Source organism: Pseudomonas sp. TSRC2-2, assembly GCF_049897785.1.
Lineage (GTDB): Bacteria > Pseudomonadota > Gammaproteobacteria > Pseudomonadales > Pseudomonadaceae > Aquipseudomonas.
Map to the genome: position 1 here is coordinate 614343 of NZ_JAFCWZ010000001.1, position 20662 is coordinate 635004.

Here is a 20662-nt window from a genome sequence, read left to right on the forward strand (position 1 = left end):
CTGTAGGAGCTGTCGAGTGCAACGAGGCTGCGATCTTTTGATCTTGGGACGCGGAGCGCCCCGGATGCATTGCCATCAAGGATCTCAGCCTCGTTGCACTCGACAGCTCCTACACGGGATCGGTGATTCAGTGGCATAAAAAAACCCCGCGACCGAATGATACGCGGGGCAAAAAATCTGGTTGGTTGCGGCCAACCAAAGGAGCTCTTTAACAATCTTTACTTGCTCGCAACCGTCTCCGGTTGCCAGCCACCGCCAAGGGCCTTGTAGATCGCGACGATGCCGCGATACAGCTCGACTTCGGCCTGCGCCTGACTGTCTTCTGCGTTCAGGCGTTCACGCTGGGCATCGAGGAGGACGAGGAAGTCGGTGGTGCCTTCGCGATAGCGAATCTCGGCCAGATCGGCGGCCTTGCGGCTCGATTCGCTCTGACGAATCAGCGAGATCAAACGTTGCTGACGCTTGCCGTAGTCGCTGAAGGCGTTTTCCGATTCTTCCAGCGCCAGCAGCACTTGCTGCTCATAAGTCGCCAGTGCGCCTTCGGCTTCGGCATCGGCGCCGCGCAAACGGGCGCGGACACTGCCCAGGTCAAACGCAGCCCAGGTGATGCTAGGGCCGAGCGCCCAGGCGTTAGCTGCCGAGGAGCCTATCTGCGAGCCTCGCCCGGCCGTCCAGCCGAGAAAGCCGCTGAGACTGACCCGTGGGAACAGGTCGGCTTTGGCCACGCCGATTCGGGCTGTGGCCGAGGCCAGTTGCCGTTCGGCGCTACGGATGTCCGGACGACGTTGCAGCAGTTCACCGGGATCCCCGATCGGCAGCGCTTTGGCAATCGCTGGCAGGTCTTTCGGGCTCAGGTCTACGGTCAGTTTGTCCGGGCGCTCCCCGAGCAGGGTGGCGATGCGGTTTTTCTGCCGCACCTGTTCCGCCTGCAACTGCGGCACGGTCGCCTCGACATTGGCCAGACGCGCATCGGCCCGCTCAACGTCGAGCTGATCACCGACACCGGCATCACGCAGGCTGACGGTGATCTTGCGCGATTCCACCTGGTTGTTCAGGTTGGCCACGGCGATCTTTTCACGCAGTTGGGCACCGCGCAGTTGACCGTAAGCATCGACCAGCTCGGCAATCATGGTGACTTGCAGCTGATACAGATCGGCTTCGGCGGCCTGCTGATCGGCATCGCTGGCTTCCAGATTGCGCTGGATACGGCCGAACAGGTCAAGCTCCCAGGCCATGTCCAGGCCGAGGTCATAGCGTTCGCTGTTGACCCGGTCGGTGGTCTGGCCGGGAATCTGGCCCTTGCCCAGGTCACTGCTGGCGCGGCTGGTGATGGTCGGCATCGCGTCGTTGCTGGCGTCGTCGCGGATCGCCCGGGCGGCTTTCCAGCGAGCGAATGCCACGCGCAGTTCACGGTTGCCTTGCAGCGATTGCGTCACCAACTGGTTAAGGGTCGGGTCATCGAATTGCTGCCACCAGATGCCTTCGAATTTCGAACGGTCGAAGTTCTTTTGCCCGGCGGCGCCGTCGGTGGCGGTCGTGATATTGGCCGCCTCCGTGGCTGGGGTCTTGTAGTCGGGGCCGACGGCGCAGGCACTGAGGGCCAGCACCAGCAGACTCGGCAGGAAGACTTTCAGGCTCATTGTTGCGCCTCCAGTGGCTTTTGAAGAGTGTGCGCCTTGGCTGCTTTGCGCTGCTCGCCGCGTTCGACAAAGTTACGGATGAGTACGTAGAAGACTGGCGTCAGCAACAGACCAAAGAAGGTCACCCCGAGCATCCCGGAGAACACTGCCACACCCATGGCGTGACGCATCTCGGCACCGGCACCGCTGGAGAACACCAGTGGCACCACACCCATGATGAAGGCGAAGGAGGTCATCAGGATCGGCCGCAGACGCAGACGGCAGGCTTCCAGTACCGCAGCGAGCGGGTCGAGGCCTTCTTCCTGTTTGTCCTTGGCGAACTCGACGATCAGAATCGCGTTCTTGCATGCAAGTCCCACCAGTACGATCAAGCCGATCTGGGTAAAGATGTTGTTGTCACCACCCGAGATGATCACGCCGGTAATGGCCGACAGCAGGGTCATCGGTACGATCAGGATCACCGCCAGTGGCAGGCTCCAGCTTTCGTACTGAGCAGCGAGCACCAGGAACGCCAGCAATACGCAGAGCGGGAACACGAACAGCGCGGTGTTGCCGGACAGAATCTGCTGGTAGGTCAGGTCGGTCCACTCGTAGGTCATGCCGTTCGGAAGTTCTTCCTTGAGCAGTTTCTCGATGGCTTTTTCGGCCTGGCCGGAGCTGTAGCCGGGGGCGGCGGCACCGTTGATTTCTGCGGTGATGAAGCCGTTGTAGTGCATCACGCGATCCGGACCCGAGGTGTCGCTGACCTTGATGAAGGTCGCCAGCGGAATCATTTCGCCCTTGTTGTTGCGTACTTTCAGCTGACCGATCTGATCGGATTCGAGACGGAACTGCTGTTCGGCCTGGACGTTGACCTGATAGGTGCGCCCGAAGCGGTTGAAGTCGTTGGCATACAGCGAACCCAGGTAGATCTGCAGGGTGTCGAAGATGTCGCTGACGGCCACGCCGTGGGTCTTGGCTTTTTCACGGTCGATGGCGGCATCGACCTGTGGCACGTTCACGGTGTAACTGGTGAACAGGCCGGCCAGTTCCGGCACGTTGTGGCTCTTGTTGATGATGTTCATGGTTTCTTTGTACAGCTCGTCGTAGCCAAGGTTGCCTCGGTCTTCGATTTGCAGGCGGAAACCACCAATGGTGCCCAGACCCTGTACCGGCGGTGGCGGGAAGATCGCCATGTACGCCTCTTGAATGTTCGCGTACTGGCCGTTCAAGGCCCCGGCAATCGCGCCGGCGGACATGCTCGGGTCTTTACGCTCGTCGAACGGTTTCAGGGTGACGAAAACGATGCCGGCGTTCGGGCTGTTGGTGAAGCCGTTGATCGACAGGCCCGGGAATGCTACGGCGCTTTCCACGCCCGGCTGTTTCAGCGCCAGGTCGGACATGCGTTTGATCACGTCTTCGGTGCGATCCAGGCTTGCGGCGTCCGGCAATTGCGCGAAGGCCACCAGGTACTGCTTGTCCTGGCCGGGTACGAAACCGGTCGGTGTGCTGGAGAAACCGAAGAAGGTCAACACCATCAGGCCTGCATACACGAGCAGGGCGATGCCGCTGCTGCGAATGACCCGGCGCACAGTACCGACGTAGCCATGGCTGGCGCGATCAAAGAAGCGGTTGAATGGACGGAACAGCCAGCCACCGAAAATTTTGTCGAGCCCTTTCGAGAAGCGGTCTTTCGGTGCGTCGTGGCTTTTCAGCAACACAGCAGCCAGCGCCGGCGACAGGGTCAGCGAGTTGAACGCCGAGATCACTGTCGAGATCGCGATGGTCAATGCGAACTGTTTGTAAAACTGCCCGGTAAGGCCGGAGATGAACGCCGCCGGGATGAACACCGCACACAGCACAAGTGCCGTGGCCACGATCGGGCCGGTCACTTCACGCATGGCACGTTTGGTCGCTTCGACCGGTGTGAGTCCGAGTTCGATGTTCCGTTCGACGTTCTCCACCACCACGATGGCGTCGTCGACCACGATACCGATGGCCAATACCAGACCGAACAGCGACAGCGCGTTGAGCGAGAAACCGAACAGGTGCATGACCGCAAACGTACCGATCAACGATACGGGCACTGCCACCAGCGGAATGATCGAGGCGCGCCAGGTCTGCAGGAACAGGATCACCACCAGCACTACGAGGATCAACGCTTCGAACAGGGTGTGCACCACCGCTTCGATCGAACCACGGACGAAGATCGTCGGGTCGTACACGATGCTGTAGTCCATGCCCTGCGGGAAGCCTTTCTTCAGCTCTTCCATCTTGCCGCGCACTTCGTTGGAAATGTCGATCGCGTTGGAACCCGGACGCTGGAAGATCGGAATCGCTACAGCCGGCTGATTGTTCAGCAGCGAACGCAAGGCGTATTGGCTGGAACCGAGTTCAATGCGCGCGATGTCTTTCAGACGAGTGATTTCGCCGTCGTCGCCAGCGCGAATGACGATGTTCTCGAACTCTTCTTCGGAAACCAGACGGCCTTGAGTGTTGACCGACAGCTGGAAGCTTTGCGCCGTCGGGGCAGGGGGCGCGCCCAATTGGCCGGCGGCGACCTGACGGTTCTGCTCGCGAATCGCCGTGACGACATCGGTCGCGGTCAGATTGCGCGAGGCGGTCTTGTTCGGGTCAAGCCAGACCCGCAGCGAGTAGTCGCCCATACCGAACAACTGCACGTCACCGACACCACCGAGGCGAGCAAGCTCATCCTTGATGTTGAGGATCGCGTAGTTGGACAGGTAGAGCATGTCGTAGCGCTTGTCCGGCGAGGTCAAGTGCACAACCATGGTCAGGTCGGGCGAAGCCTTGTCGACGGTGATACCGATGCGCGTCACTTCCTCCGGAAGCTTCGGCTCGGTTCGGGTCACCCGGTTTTGTACCTGCACCTGCGCGTTGTCCAGGTCGGTGCCCAGGGCGAAGGTAATGGTCAGGGTGATCTTGCCGTCGGCGGTCGATTGCGAGGACATGTACAGCATGTTCTCGACGCCGGTGATGGCCTGCTCCAGCGGAGCGGCCACGGTTTCACCGATGACTTTGGGGTTGGCGCCCGGGAAGTTGGCGCGTACGACCACGGTCGGCGGCACGACTTCCGGGTATTCGCTGATCGGCAACTGGAACAGCGAGATCGCACCGGCGATCAGGATCAACAGCGACAGCACCGCTGCGAAGATCGGCCGGGAAATGAAGAATTGGGAAAAATTCATCGGAGTTGTCGTCCCTTAACCGCGTGGGGTCGTAGCGGCCAGCTTCGCAGCCGAACCCGATGCGCCCTTGGCAGGGGCAACTTTGGGCAGGTTGCTGGCTTCAAGCGCTTGACGTTGTTGAGCGAGGGCGGCGAGGGTCTGCTCGCTGGCCATCGGAATCACTTCGGGGGTGACCGGTGAGCCGGGACGAACCCGTTGCAAGCCTTTGACGATGATGGTGTCGTCCTTTTGCAGACCGGTGCGGACGATGCGCAGCCCTTCGATTTTCGGGCCGAGTTCAACGGCGCGGTAGGCGGTTTTGTTGTCGCCATCCATGACCAGCACGAACTTCTTGCCCAGGTCAGTACCGACGGCTTCGTCATTGATCAGCATGGCGTTGTAGGTGCCGCTGCCAACCAGTTTCAACCGTGCGTACAAGCCTGGGGTGTAGGTGCCGTCAGTGTTGTCGAACACGGCGCGGCCACGGATGGTGCCGGTTTTCGGATTGACCTGGTTGTCGACGAAGTTCATCTGACCCAGGTGCGGGTTGCCATCTTCGTTGGACAGGCCCATGTACACCGGCGTGGTTGCGCCGCGCTGACCGTTGCGGGCCAGTTGGGTGTACTTGAGGAATACACGCTCGTCGGCGTCGAAGTAGGCGTAGACCTTGTCGGTGGACACGACGCTGGTCAGCGCGGTGGTGTCGGCGGTCACCAGGTTGCCGGCAGTGATTTCGGCGCGGCTGACGCGGCCACTGATCGGTGCAGTGACGCGAGTAAAGCTCAGGTTCAGTTTCGCCAGATCCAGTTGTGCCTGCAGAGCACCGACGGCGGCGCGGGCCTCTTGGGCAGCGCTGGTGCGCGAGTCGGCCAATTCAGCGGAAATGGCGTTGCTGGTGCGCAGACGTTCACCGCGAGCGGCTTCGTTTTCACTGCGAGTGGCGGTAGCGCGGGCTTGCGCGACCAGAGCTTCGAGGCGGCGTACCTCGGCCTGGAACGGACGCGGGTCGATCTGGAACAGCAGGTCACCTTTCTTGACCAGTGCGCCTTCGGTGAATGCGACCTGATCGATCTGGCCTGAAACCCGTGGACGGATTTCAACGGTTTCCGGCGCTTCGAGGCGCCCGGTAAATTCGTCCCACTCGTTGACCGGTTGTTCCAGCACCTTGGCTACGCTGACTTTGGCAGCGGGCGGGGCGCCGGCAGTCTCCGAAGTTTTGCCGCAGGCGCTCATCACCAGTACGGCCAGCATGGCCAACGGGAAGCGCAAATGTTTGAGTGATTGTTCCATGGATGCAATCCGCCGAAGTATTGAAGATGGGCGGATGATGCTCGGCGCGGGTGTGATGGCACGAATCGAATGAAGCAAAGGTAACTATCATTCGGAATGATATAAGCGCCGAGGCAGCCCTCTAGCATGCGCCTTTCGTTAGGTGGCTATCAATTGGCTTGCTGGCAAAAGTTTGTTGCTTTAACCGCAACGATCCAGCGCAGCTGTTAATGCGTTCCGCACAAAAAAACGGCCATGAAGGCCGTTTCGATCCGCGATGGCGGCGATTGATCAGTTGAAGCCTTTGCGGTTGGCACCGAACCGATTGGGGCCGGGTTGGCTGTCTTGCGCCAGAAACACAATGTTGACGATGGGCAGCAGAATCCACCAGCCGCTGCGGTCAGTGTCGTGCATGCGCCGTACGCCAACAGCAAGACTCGGCAACAGCATTGCCAGGTTGTACAGGCTTTGCAGGGCACCACCGGTTTTGAGAAGACCGTCCACAATGCTGATGGCAATTGCGATGCCCATGTTGATCAGAAAGAACATCCAGTATTCACGGCGCGTGGCGCGTCCGGTGAACACGGCATATTTCTTCAGTGCTTCCACGTACGGGTTGCCGCTCGCCATGACGGGGCCATTGGCAATGGAATGCAGTGGCGCTTGGGGTGCGCCGCACTGTGGGCATGCCAGCGCCAGCGTACTTATTTCCTTGGCGCAACCACGGCAGAAAACCAGGCTCATGTTTTTTTCCCTAAAAATTGATCAGTCGAAAGACGGGGCAGATGCTTCCCGAGTGTTTCCGTTGGTGCAGACGTCCGCAAAAGAGAGCAGGAGACTGAACGCCCGACTCTCCATTGGCGGGGCGGCGTAATCTAATCGTTAACATGGGTTTTGTCATCGGCTCTCGACTTTCGATGTGTGGGTGTGCTGCTGAAGCAAAACCCGATCATTGCCAAATCCACTTCGGGCAAGAAGCGTGCAAAAGGATTTGGCTCTAACATGAGCGGTAATTCATGCCATGACCTTCAGCCCCGCCGGACCTTTCCTATATGCGAGACCTGCCCCCGACCGCCACATTGCGCGCTTTTGAAGTGGCCACTCGACACCCGACGTTCACTGCTGCCGCGCAGGAACTGCATGTGACCCAGAGCGCAGTCAGTCATCAGCTCCGGCACCTTGAAGATCTTTGGGGATTGCCATTGTTCGAGCGCGGCAAAGCGTTGCGCCTTACAGCCGCCGGGGCTGCGCTGGCGCCGATCGTACGTGAGTTTTTCACCAGCCTTGAGGCGACGCTGCAGGATCTGCGCGAACAAAAAGGCAGGGTTCGGCTGAGCGTCAGCACCACTTATTCGTTTGCTTTGAAGTGGTTGCTGCCACGCTTGCCTGGTCTGTCGCGCCAGCACCCTGAATTGTTGGTATCGTTCGATACCACGGACAAGGTGATCCATTTCGCCAGCGGCGACGCTGATGTCGCGATCCGTTTGGGCAAGGGCAATTACCCTGGCCTGTACTCGGAGTTCCTGTTCGGCGAGCAGGTGTTCCCCGTGGCCAGTCCCGAACTGCTGCAGCGCGTCGGCATGCCGGGCAGTCCCGCCGAATTGCTGCAAATGCCGTTACTTATTCGCGACGGCGCCGAGCTGGCGCCGAAATGGGAAGTGTGGTTTCAGTCAGTCGGGCTGGAGTTTTTACCGCTGCGCGAGAGCGTCAGGTTTGGCGACACCAACATGACGGTGGAAGCCGCGTTGCTCGGGCAGGGGGTGGCGCTGGTGCGCAGCGGGCACGTCGAAAATGAAATCGGCGACGGCCGGCTGGTAAGGCTGTTCGATGTGCCGTTCCAGTCGCCGCTTGCCTATTATTTCGTTTGCCCCAAAGGCATCGAAGCGCAGGCGCACATCCTCAGATTTCGCCAATGGTTGCTGGGTGAGGCGTGCAAGGTGCAGAGCGCACAGTATTGAGCCATGAGGTATTGCTCATGAGGCGATGAGGAGACTTCTCTGTAACGCGAATGCTGCGGATGCCTAGAATGCGGCATGCCTTTGCACCTCGTATTCCTCGTCCTGTTCGCCGCGCTCCTGCACGCCAGCTGGAACGCGATGTTGCGCGGCGGTGCCGATCGGCTCTGGTCGATGACGATAATGTGCGTTGCCATCGCCATGGTTTGCGCCGTCGCCGCCGTTTTCATGGCCCCGCCTGCAGCACAAAGCTGGGGTTATGCGCTGCTGTCGGCACTGCTGCATGTTGGCTACAACCTGTTTCTGGTGCGCAGCTATCGAATCGGTGACCTTGGGCAGATTTATCCGATTTCCCGCGGCTCGTCGCCGGCGCTGATCGCACTTGGTGCCGCGCTGTTCGTCGGTGAAACGATCACTGCGAGCGAGCTGCTCGGCATCGGTCTGGTGTCCGGGGGCATTATTTCGTTGGCATTCCCGGGGCGCAGCCTGTCGGTGCCGAGCCTGCCTTACGCGTTGGGCACCGGTTGTTTCATCGCCGCCTACAGCGTCGTCGACGGCATCGGCGCCAGGCTTTCCGGCGCGCCGCTCGCTTACACAGTGTGGATGAGCGCCCTGTGGGGGATGTTGATGCCAGCGGTCTATATCGGCCTGCGCGATGCCCGCAGTCTGTTTTCCGTTCGGCCAGGAATGTTCACCGCTGTGATCGGCGGACTGGTGTCCTTGCTGGCCTACGCAATCGTGATCTACGCCATGAACGAGGCGCCGCTGGGCGCGGTGTCGGCCCTGCGCGAAACCAGCGTGTTGTTCGCGGCGCTGCTCGGCTCCCTGTTCCTCGGCGAAAGACTCACTGTCCGCCGGATGCTGGCGTGTGTGGTCATCGCCAGTGGCGCCATCATCATCGGCTGATACAGCCCAAACCCGGGAGCACGTCTCATGGATAAAGTCTCGCAGGCCCCGCTGATTCTGATCACCGGCGGCAGTCGCGGAGTGGGCGCCGCCACTGCCAGACTCGCTGCTGCACAAGGTTACGACGTCGCGATCAGCTATGTTGCCAGTGAGTCCGCCGCGCTGGCGGTGGTGGCCGAAGTCGAAGCGCTGGGGCGCAAGGGGCTTGCGGTGCGAGCCGACAGCGCCGAGCCCGAGCAGGTCATTGAGCTGTTCTCGGCGATTGATCGTTCATTCGGGCGCATCGACGTTTTGGTCAATAACGCTGGCGTGCTGGCGCAGCAGTCACGCATGGAAGACCTCGGCTTCGAACGCATGCAGCGGATCTTCGCGGTCAATGCTCTGGGGCCGATTCTGTGTGCGCAGCAGGCGGTGAAGCGCATGTCCCCGCGCCACGGCGGAGCGGGTGGCGTGGTGATCAATGTGTCGTCTGCTTCGGCGCGCTTGGGCAGCCCGAATGAATATGTCGATTACGCAGCGTCGAAAGGCGCGCTGGAAACCTTCACCATCGGCTTCGCCAAGGAAGTGGCGCGGGAGGGGATTCGGGTCAACTGCATTCGTCCCGGGCACATCTACACGGACATGCACGCCAGCGGCGGGGAGCCGGGGCGGGTTGATCGCGTGAAGGACTCCATCCCGATGGGGCGGGGCGGCCAGCCGGAGGAGGTGGCGCGGGCTATCCTGTGGCTGGCCAGCGCGGAAGCCTCGTTTGTCACCGGTACATTTCTGGATGTGACCGGTGGCAAGTAGCTCGGGTAGAGGGACGGGCTACAGGCTATCCGGATCGCCGAAGAACATCTGGATCCGCGACCGCAACCAACGCTCACCTGGGTCGTTGTCCTGCGAACCGCGCCAGGCCATGTGCAATTCAAAAGTGCGCGTCGGCAACGGTGGATCCTCAGCGCGCAGACCACCAGCCGCTGTCAGTGCGTCCGCCGTGTAATCCGGCACGGTGGCGACGATATCGGTGCCCGCCAGCAACGTTCCCAGTCCGTTGAACTGCGGAACAGCCAGCACCACGTGCCGTTTGCGTCCGAGTTTCTCCAGTTCTTCATCGACGAAACCACTGAGATCGCCAGCGAACGACACCAGCGCGTGCGGTCGGGCGCAGTAGTCGTCCAGGCTCAGCGGCCCCGGCACAGTGTCGGCACGTAGCAGCTTCGGTGCGCTGCGGCGCAGAACCTTGCGCTTGGCGTTAGCCGGCAGATCGGTGGTGTAGCTGACGCCAATCGAAATCTCGCCGGAAGCCAGCAGGCCCGGCATCAGTATGTAGTTGACCCGCCGCACGACAAGGACGATGCCCGGTGATTCGGCGCGCAGGCGTTTGAGCAGCATCGGCAGCAGGGCGAATTCGACGTCGTCGGATAAACCGATGCGGAACACCGACGTGCTGGTCGCCGGATCGAAATCGGCGGCACGACTGACAGCCGTTGAGATCGAATCAAGTGCAGGTGAGAGCAGCGCGAAGATTTCCACCGCGCGAGCGGACGGTTCCATGCTGCGGCCGGTGCGGACAAACAGCGGATCGTCAAACAGGCTGCGCAGGCGCGATAACGCGGCGCTGATAGCCGGTTGGCCGAGGAACAATTTTTCCGCGGCCCGAGTCACACTGCGTTCGTGCATCAATGTTTCAAACACGATCAGCAGGTTCAGGTCGACACGACGCAGGTCATTACGATTCATCTGGAGTCCTGGCAGAGTCATCAAGCTTGACGAGAGCGGCCATATGAGAACAATGGCCGGCATGAATCTTACGGGGAAAGGCTGGTACTCTGCACCGGAAAATTCAGCTTTTACGAGACGGCTGCAGCGCTTTTTTGCTGGTTTTTGCCAATGCCGCCCCTGCTGCGGAATCAATGACAGGCATGTCGACTATTAATAGCCACTGATGGTCTTGGGTCGAAAGCCCAGATAGAGTTCATGGCATTAGAGGTTACTTTGACGAGGTTTGCGATGTCCCGCACGATCCGTTTTCACAAGTTTGGTCCGGCCGAGGTGCTCAAATGCGAAGAGCATGCGGCTGCTCAGCCAGGTCCTGGCGAAGTGCAGGTGCGTGTCGAGGCAATCGGCATCAGTTGGTACGACACCCTGTGGCGTCAGAATCTGGCGTCATCCCAGGCCCGTCTGCCTTCGGGTCTTGGTCATGAAATGGCTGGCGTGGTCACGGCGGTGGGTGCCGACGTTGAAGACCTGTCCGTCGGTGACAAAGTCGCCAGTTTCCCGGCTGAAAGCCCGAACGATTATCCGGTCTACGGCGAGTCGATCGTCTTGCCGCGCACGGCACTGACCCGCTACCCGGATGTGCTCAGCCCGATCGAAGCCAGCGTGCATTACACGCCGCTGTTGATCGCCTACTTCGCTTATGCCGATCTGGCGCGGGTCAAACCAGGACAATTTGCGCTGGTCACTGATGCCAGCCACTGCGCCGGCCCCTCGTTCGTCCAACTCGGTAAAGCGCTCGGTGTGCGAGTGATTGCAGCGACCAAGTCGGCGGAGGAGCGCGAGTACCTGCTGTCCCTCGGTGCTGAGAAGGTCATCGTCACCGAAGAGGAAGATTTGTTGATGCGTATCAACAAGATCACCGACAACCGCGGCGTCGACGTTGTGTTTGATGGCCTCGGCGGTCCGCAGATGTCGTTGCTCGGCGATGTGCTGGCGCCACGCGGCAGTCTGGTTCTGTACGGACTGCAGGGCGGTAATCAGACACCGTTTCCGGCGTGCGCAGCGTTCCAGAAGAACATTCAGTTCTTTGTGCACTGCATTGGCAATTTCACCGGTAAGCCGGAACTGGGTATTGTTCAGGACCATGTCGCGCTGCAACGCGCGTTGCGTGACATCAACCAGTTGACCGCTGACCGCGTGCTGCTGCCGCTGAAAACGCGTGTATTTGCCTTCAACGAGTTCGTCGAAGCACACCGCTACATGGACGAATGCCCATGCCGCGAGCGGGTCGCACTGCAGGTCGAACCCGCGTAAATCCGCTAAACAGAGTCCGTGGCCCCACGGACTCTTTTGTTTATATTCCGTTCCGGAACTGATCCTGTCCGTCACCGAAGCGCTGACCATTTCAGCAACTGAACTGGTTTTTGCTCTCGATCTGTATCTTCTAATCACACTATAAGCGCTGATAATTGAATGATTACTTTCATCTCAAGGAATGAGCTATGGCTGTGCGTTCAATTTATTCAGGGCAATATCAAACGGCTGGCCCGGCTGACTTCGTAATTTTCTGTTTATTTGCTGTAGGGCGATTCGGAAGTTACTTCTTCTTTTCTTGTAATGAAATGTCGTGGGACGCTGTAAGAAGTTTCCTCAGACTATTTTTCGACCGAAAATATCCAATGAATACGGGTGTTTGAGCATGCAGGTCGGCGTCTTTTGCGATTTTCTCAGATCAAGTGTTTCAAATAACTACAACTTTGTAAGTGTTAGCATTTCAGCGTCTATTACTTATTGATCCAATTGTCGCGGACCCACTGTTCAGTGCGTGCGGCATGAAACTTTCTATACCGGGTATATTCCGATGAGCACGATCCACGATCAGGCAATGAACTACGTTTACCAGCAAGTCTTGCAACGTTTGCTGGGCTTCTTTTCACGGGCAGAGCGCACGGCCTTGCAGCTGTTGATCCAGCGCCTTGTCGTGGCTGCCGGCGGCATGGAGAACATCGGTCAGTTCAAGGTTCTGGTCAATCAGTCCGGCTCCCGTGACAGCTGCTATACGCTGGCCTTGCTACGAGCTGCTCAGTTGACCATCGCGGGCCGGGCGCCAGCCACATTTCAGCTGCGCGTGGCCACCTTGCGCTGGAATGGCAATGGCCCGACCACCCAGCAAAACCTGCATCGAAGCTACAGCGCACTGTTTCTCTACGACGATCCTCGCGTCGAACTGCTGATGGTCGATAACCGCGAGGTGCTTGCGTTCGACCATCGCACGCCGGTCAGTGCGCAGGGGCATGAAAGCAATCGTGTCAACCTGCTGCTTGTCGGGCACTGTCGTACCTGGATCGAAACACCCGAATTATGGGATGACGCCTATCTGGCCACTGCCGAGTATTACAGCCACATCGCTCGCTGGAGCAATGGTGTCGACGCCATGATCAGCACTGAATCGCGAAGCAGCCAGCGGCATTTTCTCGAGGGTCTGAACCGCGCGATGCAGAGGGTGGCAATCGCGGGTCCCGAACCTGTCCCGTGCGGATTCGAGGCGCTGTTCCCCCTGCTTGACGGGCTCGGCGACGATTTCTATCGCGAGCTGCGTCGCGATGATGACCGTGTCGTCTGGCGCCCCGCAGGCGAATTCGAAGCCTGCCGGCGCACCAGCTTCATCGATGTGAACGACATGATGGTCGGCAAGCTTGAGGATCGCTGGCCGCTGCTGGGTGAATTTCTGGGTTTCGAGCCTGACGAACTGACGCTGTATCAAGGTGAAGTGCTATTTGCCGATCCGCTGATTTCCGCACACGTGCGCGGTATGCACGCCCGGTTCATCGAGGGACGAACCTATGAAGCGGGTGTCGACGACTATTTGCACAGGACGCTGGCCGACCTGCATCGAAAAGAAGCTGCGCAGTCCGTCTGCGAACATTTGATGGGCAGCTTCGACAGTCTCGGGGGGCCAGAGCCGCTGCGTTTACTGGCACAGGATTATCTCTTGCATGGTTTCGCTCTGAACGAAACGCAATTGACGTGCCTGCTGTTCGCACCGTTTATTGACAACGGCAGAGGACTTGAGCGGTTTCTGCGCAACTGTCACCCCGGGATGTTGGTGGCAATGCCCGATCTGCACCGTGCCATGCAAGGCCTGCACGCCCCTGAACAGGTGGTGAAATGGATAACGGAAGTCAGTGGTTTGCCCGTCGGGATGATCATCCGCCTCTATGCCATGGGTCCTGTGCAGGTTCACGCGCCCGCAGAATTCGCCTCGCAGAATGCGGGCCTGGATGAGGTGGTTTCAGCCTCGCCATTCGAGCGGTCGACGGAACGCTGACGGTGAACCGAAGCCTGGGGCGCGAAACAAATGCCTGTGCAAAAGAGGGCGTGAAGGGCGCACGGGACAACGACTTTGTTTATCAGGCGGTCTATCGATATCTGACAACACTGATTGATGACGCCGGCGGTAGCACGGCGGTACGTCTGCCTTCGTTACGCCAACTGGCCGACCGGCTGGATGTGTCGATCTCGACAGTGCAGTACGCCTATTCATTACTGGAGAAAGAAGGGCGGGTCTATTCGATAGCCAAGTCGGGGTATTACGCGCAGGTGCTGCCAGGCATCGATACCCCGGGCAACGGCAGAGATCTGCTGGAAAGCGTTTACGTCAACGCCAGGCGTCCCGGAATGTGCGTTTTGAGCGACGACGACCCGGCTTCGCTGCAACCGCTGGACAGTCCTCTGTTAACGTTGGAGCGCGAGCTCCTGCGTCAATACCCTCGTCAGCTTCAATCCTTCATACAGCCTTGCGGTGAGCTGGAATTGCGAGTTGCCCTGGCTGCGCGATACACCTGCTCGACGGAGCATTTCTGGCATGCCGATGACGTCTACATCGGAGCCGACCTGCGGGGAGTGCTGGAGATCCTGATTTCGGTACTGGAGTTGCGTCAATCCGCCGTCATTGTTGAATCACCCTGTGACTGGGTGATATTGCGCCTGCTCGAGTCTTGCGGAGTGCGTGTGATCGAGTGGCCTGCACTGGTGGAAGGCGAGCTCAATCTCCGCTTGCTCGAGTCGCTGCTGGAGCGGGAGTCGGTGCGCTTGATCCTGTTGTCTTCGGTGTTGAGCACACCCCAAGGCACCGGTTTCACCCATGAGCATCAGCAGGCCATTGCGCAAATGCTGGATCGATATGGCATCTGGGTGCTGGAGAATGACTGTTACAGCGAGCTTGATGAGCGCTGTGATAACCAGCGCCTGCGGCACTGGCTGGATCCGCGACGGCTGCTGGTGTTTTCCACTTTCGAGAAGTTCATCGGCACAGAAGCGCCCTTCGGTTTTGTACTGTCGCGACATTGGCGTCAGGAGCTGCAACGTCATTTTCTGTTACGCGCGTTTCGCTTGTCGCCAATCCGGCAGAAGGCGATTGCCCGATTGTTGAGTGGCGGGCGGCTTGATCAGCATCTTCCTGTGCTGCGGCGCATGCTCTGCGAACGTCGGACCTTGTTGATTCAAGTGTTGCGCGAGCGTTTGGGCGATACCTTGCAGATTGTCGAGCCGCAGGGCGGGGCGACGGTGTGGGTGCGTTCGTTGCGCCCGGTCGACATGGCAAATGTGTTCCAACGATTGCTCAGGCAACAAATCATCGTGGCACCGGGCGAGCTGTTCAGCCTGCAGGGCTTACACGCTGACCACCTGCGGTTGAGTGCGTTGAGCCATGGCGAACGGGATTTGGCGAGTGTCATCTGCTTGCTCGGCGATGCCTTGCGCCTGTCGCCCGATCCATAACGTTAAAAAACATCGGGCGAGGTTTGGATACATCCCGTCGCACAGTGGTCAAACTGCCAGTAAACTGCACAGCATTTCCTGAACCACTCCGATTTCAGAGGTTTTTGCATGACACTCAGTCCTTTTGCGGGCAAACCGGCACCGGCAGAACTGTTGGTCGATATCCCGCGACTGGTTACGGCCTATTACACCGGCCAGCCTGATGCATCTATTTCTACCCAGCGAGTGGCGTTCGGCACCTCCGGCCACCGTGGCAGCTCCTTCGATTCGAGTTTCAACGAATGGCACGTTCTGGCCATCAGCCAGGCGATTTGCCTGTATCGCGAAGCTCAAGGCATTACCGGGCCACTGTTTGTCGGTATCGACACCCACGCACTGTCGACCCCGGCCGGCGCCAGCGCACTGGAAGTGCTCGCCGCCAACGGTGTCACGGTGATGATCGCCGAAGGCGATGAGTACACGCCGACCCCGGCAATTTCCCACGCCATTCTTTGCTACAACCGCGGCCGTACCTCCGGTCTGGCCGACGGTATCGTCATCACCCCGTCGCACAACCCGCCGCAAAGCGGTGGCTACAAATACAACCCAACCAACGGCGGCCCGGCCGATACCCACATCACCAAGTGGATCGAAGCCAAGGCCAATGAACTGCTGGCGAACAAACTGGCCGGGGTCAAACGCATCAGCTACGAGCAAGCGCTCAAGGCCAGCACGACCCATCGCCACGATTACCTCAACACCTACGTCGCCGACCTGATCAACGTTATCGACTTCGATGCGATCCGCGACGCCAAGTTGCGTCTGGGTGTCGATCCGCTGGGCGGAGCAGGGGTGCGCTACTGGTCCGCCATTGCCGAGCACTACCGTCTCGATCTGGACGTGGTGAATAAACAGGTCGACTCGACCTTCCGTTTCATGACCGTCGACTGGGACGGCCAGATCCGCATGGACCCATCGTCCAGCCATGCGATGCAGGGCCTGATCGGTCTGAAAGAACGTTTCGACGTGGCGTTTGCCTGCGACCCGGATCATGACCGCCACGGCATTGTTACACCGTCCGGTGGTTTGCTCGCGCCGAACAATTATCTGGCGGTGGCGATTGATTACCTGTTTCAGAACCGTCCGCAGTGGCGCGCCGATGCCGCCGTCGGTAAAACCGTGGTCAGCAGTGGCCTGATCGATCGCGTGGCCAAGCGCCTGGGCCGTCGCCTGTACGAAGTGCCGGTCGGCTTCAAATGGTTTGCCGACGGTCTGTTCGATGGTTCGCTGGGTTTTGGCGGCGAAGAGAGTGCCGGCGCTTCGTTCCTGCGCAAGGATGGCGGCGTCTGGAGCACCGACAAGGACGGTCTGATCCCAGCCCTGCTTGCTGCAGAAATGACGGCGCGCACCGGGCGCGATCCAAGCCAGGCCTACCGCGCACTCACCGACGAACTGGGCGAACCGTTCTCGGTGCGCGTTGATGCCAAGGCCAACCCGGAGCAGAAGGCATTGCTGAGCAAACTGTCGCCGCAGCAGGTTACCTCGACCGAACTGGCTGGCGAGAAGATCCAGAGCATTCTCAGCCACGCACCGGGCAACGATCAGGCGATTGGCGGTCTGAAAGTCATGACCGAAAACGGCTGGTTCGCTGCGCGTCCTTCGGGCACTGAAGACATTTACAAGATCTACGCAGAAAGCTTCCTCGGCGACGACCACCTCAAGCAATTGGTGGCCGAAGCGCAAACGCTGGTAGATGGCGCTATTTCCAGCAAGTGAGGCGCACATGAAAAAGGGCAACCGTGATGGTTGCCCTTTTTTGCTGCCTGCGGATCAGGCCAGGTCGACCAATACGATCTCGCTGTCTTCGAGCGCCCTGACCGTCAGCACTTGCTCGTGCGCGACCGCCACACCGTCACGCGCATGGGCACGCAAGCCATTGACTTCGATCACGCCGGTAGCCGGTACCAGATAAGCGCGACGCCCTTCGTCAAGCCGGTATTCAGCGGTTTCACCGGCCTTGATGTTGGCAGCGACCAGACGTGCATTGGCGCGAATGCGCAGACTTTCGTCGTCGCCGTCCTTGCCGCTGGCCAAGGTTACAAACCCTTCGCGCTCACCTTTTGGAAATGGCTTGGCTCCCCACGACGGCGGCGCACCGGTTTCCGTCGGCAGAATCCAGATCTGGAAGATCCTGGTTTCCTTGTCCTCCAGGTTGTACTCGCTGTGGGCGATGCCAGTGCCAGCGCTCATTACCTGCACATCGCCGGCTTCGGTACGGCCCTTGTTGCCGAGGTTGTCCTGGTGCGTGATTGCGCCTTCACGCACATAAGTGATGATTTCCATGTCGCGGTGCGGATGCTGAGGGAAACCGGTGCCTGCGGCGATGATGTCATCGTTCCACACACGCAGATTGCCCCAGCTCATCCGTTGCGGGTCGTAGTATTCGGCAAACGAAAAGTGGTGATGCGCGTCCAGCCAGCCATGATGAGCGCCGCCCAGCGAGCTGAAGGGTCTGAGTTCAAGCATGATCGTCTCCTCGATAAGGTTCGTCAGGGAACGGGCCCCGTGGTTGATGACGGCGATCATCTATCAAACAATCATCGATAAAAAGCGCAAAAACTGCCGCATCAGGATCAGAGAATTAGATGGAATCTTGCCTCGGGATCATTTCATCCGACTTTCAATTCGTCGCCTAAACCGATGACCTGTAAGCATTTCGCTAGAACTGAACGGTAAATCCAGACACCATAGCCGCCACAGCCTCTCACCTGGAGTCCGTCAGCGTGGCGCAACACACCCCCGATCTTCCTCCTGAACTTAGCCCACTGGCCGAGATGCCATGGTTCAAGCGTCTGGCCGCGCGATTCTTCGGTCACGGCCTGACAAAACTACGCGCCCAGCACCGGGCGTCGTGGCTGCACGGGCAAGCCGACGGGTTTCGCAGCGGACACACCGCCGGTGTCGAATACGGCTTCAAGGAAGGCAAACTCGAGGGGCTGGAAGAGGGCCGCCAGGTTCTGCTGATTCGCGACAGCCGCAACACCGAGCATCGTCCGCCCAGTGTCGATAACAACCTGTTCGATGACTGGCGTCTGCCACTGACGGCGGAATTGAAAAAACGCATCAAGGCTGACGTCGCCCGTTTGCTCCCGGCTCACGCTCAGCCCAGCGCTGCGCAGTGGAAAATGATCTTCAGCGAGACGCCGTCCACCTCGGTGGTGGCGGGCGCCGGGGCCGGGAAGTCGACTACGTTGGTGCTGCGCATTCTATTGCTCAGCCATTATCTGGGTTTTGAGCTGGATTCAATGACCGTGGTGACCTTCACCCGCGAATCGCGCAAGGACTTCATCAGCAAGCTCATCGAAATCTTCACGCTGTGGGGGCAGTCGCTGAACCTCAAGCAGGCCCGGGAACTGGTGCGAACATTTCACTCGCGCATTCTGCCGATGGTCCGCAGCCTGCCGGGTTTCGAGCGCTTGCAGGCCTTCGAGAACCTCAGCGATCGCCCGCAAAGCGGCGCAGAGGCGGTCGACAGCAATCCGTTTGACCTGCGCATCAATGATGCGCAGCGACAGCAACTGAACGCTTGTTATCACCGCTTGTTCAACGACGATGAGCGTTTCCGTCAGTTGATTCAGCCATTGTCCCGCGCCGGGCTGCAGTTGAAGGAGTTGGAGCGCGATCATCCCGATGTGCAGAAGCGCATGGCGGTCACGGAACTGGCGGCCAAGCGCGATGAAGAACTGTGCGACGTCATCGAGGACCTGTGGATTCGCGCCAAAGCGTGGCCCATCAAAGGCATCGAGCCCAATCGTCAGACCTTCGAAATCAATGGGTCGAACTTCCACGCTCACGGCTATATTCCCAGCCTCGATGCCTGGGTGGTGTTGGGGTTTGATCCCAGGGAAAACGCCCAGCTAAGTCGAGCCAATGCCAAGCTGAGTGTCCGCGCGGAATGGGCGGTCAAGCGCACCCTGTTTCAAGCTTTCTGCCGTAAGCCGTTGATATGGCTTGATACTTATGAGTCATCCAAGCGTGTTCTGGCGACATTGGCCGGTGATGCCAGCGCCGGCCCCGGCTTCGATTACAAGGTCAAGGGCGAGCTGGCATCAGCACCGCTGCTGGATTGTTTCGTCAGTGCCGCAGGCTTCATCGAAAACCTCGGTCTGGATGTGCCGGACGCGGTCAGTCGGATGAGCTTCGCCAAGGACGATCCCGATCGCTTTTTCTTCGAGGCTCTGAGCCTGTTCTGGCGCGCATTTGAGGATCACTTGCTGGATCAGAAACCGCCAGTGATGACTTACAACCGTATGTTCGCGCTGTTCAGTGAACACTCGCCGGAAAACCTCAAGCTGCTCAGCGATGAGTTGCTGCGGCCGATGGCACATTTGATGATCGACGAATTCCAGGACGTATCGCCGCAGATCGTTTCGTGGATTCGTGCCAGCCTCAATGAAATCCGCAGCCGTGGCCCGGCCATGCACATCGGCCGAGGAGCGCAACGGTCGTCGCTGTTGTGCGTTGGCGATGACTGGCAATCGATTTACGGCTGGCGCGGCAGTTCGCCAAGCTACTTCATGGAGTTCAACAAGCAATTCCCTTCGCCGAGCACCACGCGGGTCATGCTCAGTGACAACTACCGCAGCCACCAGCACATCATCGACGCCGCCGAACACATTGTCCGCGCAGCGCCAGCGATCGCGGGCAAGAAGGCCAAGGCGAGTGGCGAGCCTAAATCGCTGCAGCCAGTCAACGTGCTTGAGCGTGACGATGAAGCGCTGGGTCAGCAACTGGCCGAGCATTACCGGCGGGGTGATTCAATCCTGATGCTGTATCGAAAAAGCAGCGATAAGTTATTGATTGAAAAGCACATTGCGCCTGTTCTTAATGTAGATTCGAGCTTGCCGCATGAAGCTCGGCGGCTGAAACAACTGACCTATCACAGCGCCAAAGGCTTGCAGGCCGATGCGGTGTTTCTGCTTGGCGATTGTCAGCACCTGACCAGCTCGCCGTACAAAAATCAGGTCTACCGCATGGCCGGGCTGGGTAAACATGGCGACAGCGAGCCGTACGACACTGCGCAAAAGGACGAAATCCTGCGTCTGGCCTACGTGGGCATCACTCGGGCCGTCAGCCATTGTTACTGGTACGTCGAACCGCAGGAGGCCCAGGCGGTGAACATGCCGCGAGCGTCAGACCGAGTTGCGAAGGACAAGCCATTCTTCGTCGATCACCGGATGGAAAAGACCATTGCCTGAGCAATAAA

At 59.3% G+C, this 20662-nt stretch carries 14 protein-coding genes; 8 read left to right on the plus strand and 6 right to left on the minus strand.

Annotated features, from left to right (window positions below; translation table 11 throughout):
- Positions 1–218: 218 nt before the first annotated feature.
- From ACP7D9_RS02840 to ACP7D9_RS02855, 4 genes are all read right to left on the minus strand, one after another.
- Positions 219–1640 carry an efflux transporter outer membrane subunit gene (locus ACP7D9_RS02840; protein WP_101160431.1) on the minus strand — a complete coding sequence of 474 codons (1422 nt, stop codon included), beginning with the start codon at positions 1638–1640 and terminating at the stop codon, positions 219–221.
- Positions 1637–4828, minus strand: coding sequence for an efflux RND transporter permease subunit (locus tag ACP7D9_RS02845; RefSeq protein WP_101160428.1), 3192 nt, complete (start codon positions 4826–4828; stop codon positions 1637–1639). The genes ACP7D9_RS02840 and ACP7D9_RS02845 overlap by 4 nt, the downstream gene beginning before the upstream one ends.
- A gap of 15 nt (positions 4829–4843) precedes the next feature.
- On the minus strand, positions 4844–6097 hold the full coding sequence (mexE, locus tag ACP7D9_RS02850; protein ID WP_426155548.1) for a multidrug efflux RND transporter periplasmic adaptor subunit MexE: 1254 nt from the start codon (positions 6095–6097) through the stop codon (positions 4844–4846).
- A 270-nt stretch (positions 6098–6367) separates the two neighbouring features.
- Positions 6368–6820, minus strand: a complete 453-nt coding sequence (locus ACP7D9_RS02855; RefSeq protein ID WP_426155550.1) for a DUF805 domain-containing protein — start codon at positions 6818–6820, stop codon at positions 6368–6370.
- 308 nt (positions 6821–7128) lie between these two features.
- Between ACP7D9_RS02855 and gcvA the strand changes: the two genes are divergently transcribed.
- The 3 genes from gcvA (at position 7129) to ACP7D9_RS02870 (ending at position 9726) form a co-directional block, all read left to right on the plus strand.
- Complete coding sequence (gcvA, locus tag ACP7D9_RS02860) at positions 7129–8034, plus strand: transcriptional regulator GcvA (RefSeq protein WP_426155551.1); 906 nt, start codon at positions 7129–7131, stop codon at positions 8032–8034.
- Between the two features lie 75 nt (positions 8035–8109).
- Positions 8110–8937, plus strand: a complete 828-nt coding sequence (locus ACP7D9_RS02865; protein ID WP_426155553.1) for an EamA family transporter — start codon at positions 8110–8112, stop codon at positions 8935–8937.
- A 27-nt stretch (positions 8938–8964) separates the two neighbouring features.
- Complete coding sequence (locus ACP7D9_RS02870) at positions 8965–9726, plus strand: SDR family oxidoreductase (protein WP_426155554.1); 762 nt, start codon at positions 8965–8967, stop codon at positions 9724–9726.
- An 18-nt stretch (positions 9727–9744) separates the two neighbouring features.
- Here the strand turns inward: ACP7D9_RS02870 and ACP7D9_RS02875 are convergent, their stop codons facing one another.
- Positions 9745–10659, minus strand: a complete 915-nt coding sequence (locus tag ACP7D9_RS02875; protein ID WP_101160410.1) for a LysR family transcriptional regulator — start codon at positions 10657–10659, stop codon at positions 9745–9747.
- Positions 10660–10929: 270 nt separating this feature from the next.
- On the opposite strand from ACP7D9_RS02875, the gene ACP7D9_RS02880 reads away from it, so the two are divergent.
- From ACP7D9_RS02880 to pgm, 4 genes are all read left to right on the plus strand, one after another.
- The gene (locus tag ACP7D9_RS02880) at positions 10930–11952 is read left to right on the plus strand and encodes a zinc-dependent alcohol dehydrogenase family protein (protein WP_101160407.1); all 1023 of its coding nucleotides are present in this window, start codon (positions 10930–10932) and stop codon (positions 11950–11952) included.
- Between the two features lie 547 nt (positions 11953–12499).
- Positions 12500–13966: a hypothetical protein gene (locus tag ACP7D9_RS02885; protein WP_426155556.1), complete on the plus strand. Its 1467-nt coding sequence runs from the start codon at positions 12500–12502 to the stop codon at positions 13964–13966.
- Between the two features lie 50 nt (positions 13967–14016).
- Positions 14017–15417 (plus strand): aminotransferase class I/II-fold pyridoxal phosphate-dependent enzyme, encoded by a 1401-nt coding sequence (locus tag ACP7D9_RS02890; protein WP_101160522.1) that lies wholly within the window; start codon positions 14017–14019, stop codon positions 15415–15417.
- A gap of 108 nt (positions 15418–15525) precedes the next feature.
- Positions 15526–17172 (plus strand): phosphoglucomutase (alpha-D-glucose-1,6-bisphosphate-dependent), encoded by a 1647-nt coding sequence (gene pgm / locus ACP7D9_RS02895; RefSeq protein WP_313001384.1) that lies wholly within the window; start codon positions 15526–15528, stop codon positions 17170–17172.
- A 54-nt stretch (positions 17173–17226) separates the two neighbouring features.
- On the opposite strand, the gene ACP7D9_RS02900 is transcribed toward pgm, so the two are convergent.
- Positions 17227–17922, minus strand: coding sequence for a pirin family protein (locus ACP7D9_RS02900; protein WP_426155558.1), 696 nt, complete (start codon positions 17920–17922; stop codon positions 17227–17229).
- 257 nt (positions 17923–18179) lie between these two features.
- On the opposite strand from ACP7D9_RS02900, the gene ACP7D9_RS02905 reads away from it, so the two are divergent.
- Positions 18180–20654 carry a UvrD-helicase domain-containing protein gene (locus tag ACP7D9_RS02905; protein ID WP_426155560.1) on the plus strand — a complete coding sequence of 825 codons (2475 nt, stop codon included), beginning with the start codon at positions 18180–18182 and terminating at the stop codon, positions 20652–20654.
- The last annotated feature ends 8 nt before the right edge of the window (positions 20655–20662 follow it).

Bases quoted from the DNA above. Each gene is read 5' to 3' on its own strand.
- mexE (WP_426155548.1), bottom strand. From the start codon at position 6,097: ATGGAACAATCACTCAAACATTTGCGCTTCCCGTTGGCCATGCTGGCC.
- ACP7D9_RS02840 (WP_101160431.1), bottom strand. From the start codon at position 1,640: ATGAGCCTGAAAGTCTTCCTGCCGAGTCTGCTGGTGCTGGCCCTCAGT.
- ACP7D9_RS02865 (WP_426155553.1), top strand. From the start codon at position 8,110: ATGCCTTTGCACCTCGTATTCCTCGTCCTGTTCGCCGCGCTCCTGCAC.
- ACP7D9_RS02870 (WP_426155554.1), top strand. From the start codon at position 8,965: ATGGATAAAGTCTCGCAGGCCCCGCTGATTCTGATCACCGGCGGCAGT.
- gcvA (WP_426155551.1), top strand. From the start codon at position 7,129: ATGCGAGACCTGCCCCCGACCGCCACATTGCGCGCTTTTGAAGTGGCC.
- ACP7D9_RS02880 (WP_101160407.1), top strand. From the start codon at position 10,930: ATGTCCCGCACGATCCGTTTTCACAAGTTTGGTCCGGCCGAGGTGCTC.
- ACP7D9_RS02900 (WP_426155558.1), bottom strand. From the start codon at position 17,922: ATGCTTGAACTCAGACCCTTCAGCTCGCTGGGCGGCGCTCATCATGGC.
- ACP7D9_RS02875 (WP_101160410.1), bottom strand. From the start codon at position 10,659: ATGAATCGTAATGACCTGCGTCGTGTCGACCTGAACCTGCTGATCGTG.
- ACP7D9_RS02845 (WP_101160428.1), bottom strand. From the start codon at position 4,828: ATGAATTTTTCCCAATTCTTCATTTCCCGGCCGATCTTCGCAGCGGTG.
- ACP7D9_RS02855 (WP_426155550.1), bottom strand. From the start codon at position 6,820: ATGAGCCTGGTTTTCTGCCGTGGTTGCGCCAAGGAAATAAGTACGCTG.
- pgm (WP_313001384.1), top strand. From the start codon at position 15,526: ATGACACTCAGTCCTTTTGCGGGCAAACCGGCACCGGCAGAACTGTTG.
- ACP7D9_RS02885 (WP_426155556.1), top strand. From the start codon at position 12,500: ATGAGCACGATCCACGATCAGGCAATGAACTACGTTTACCAGCAAGTC.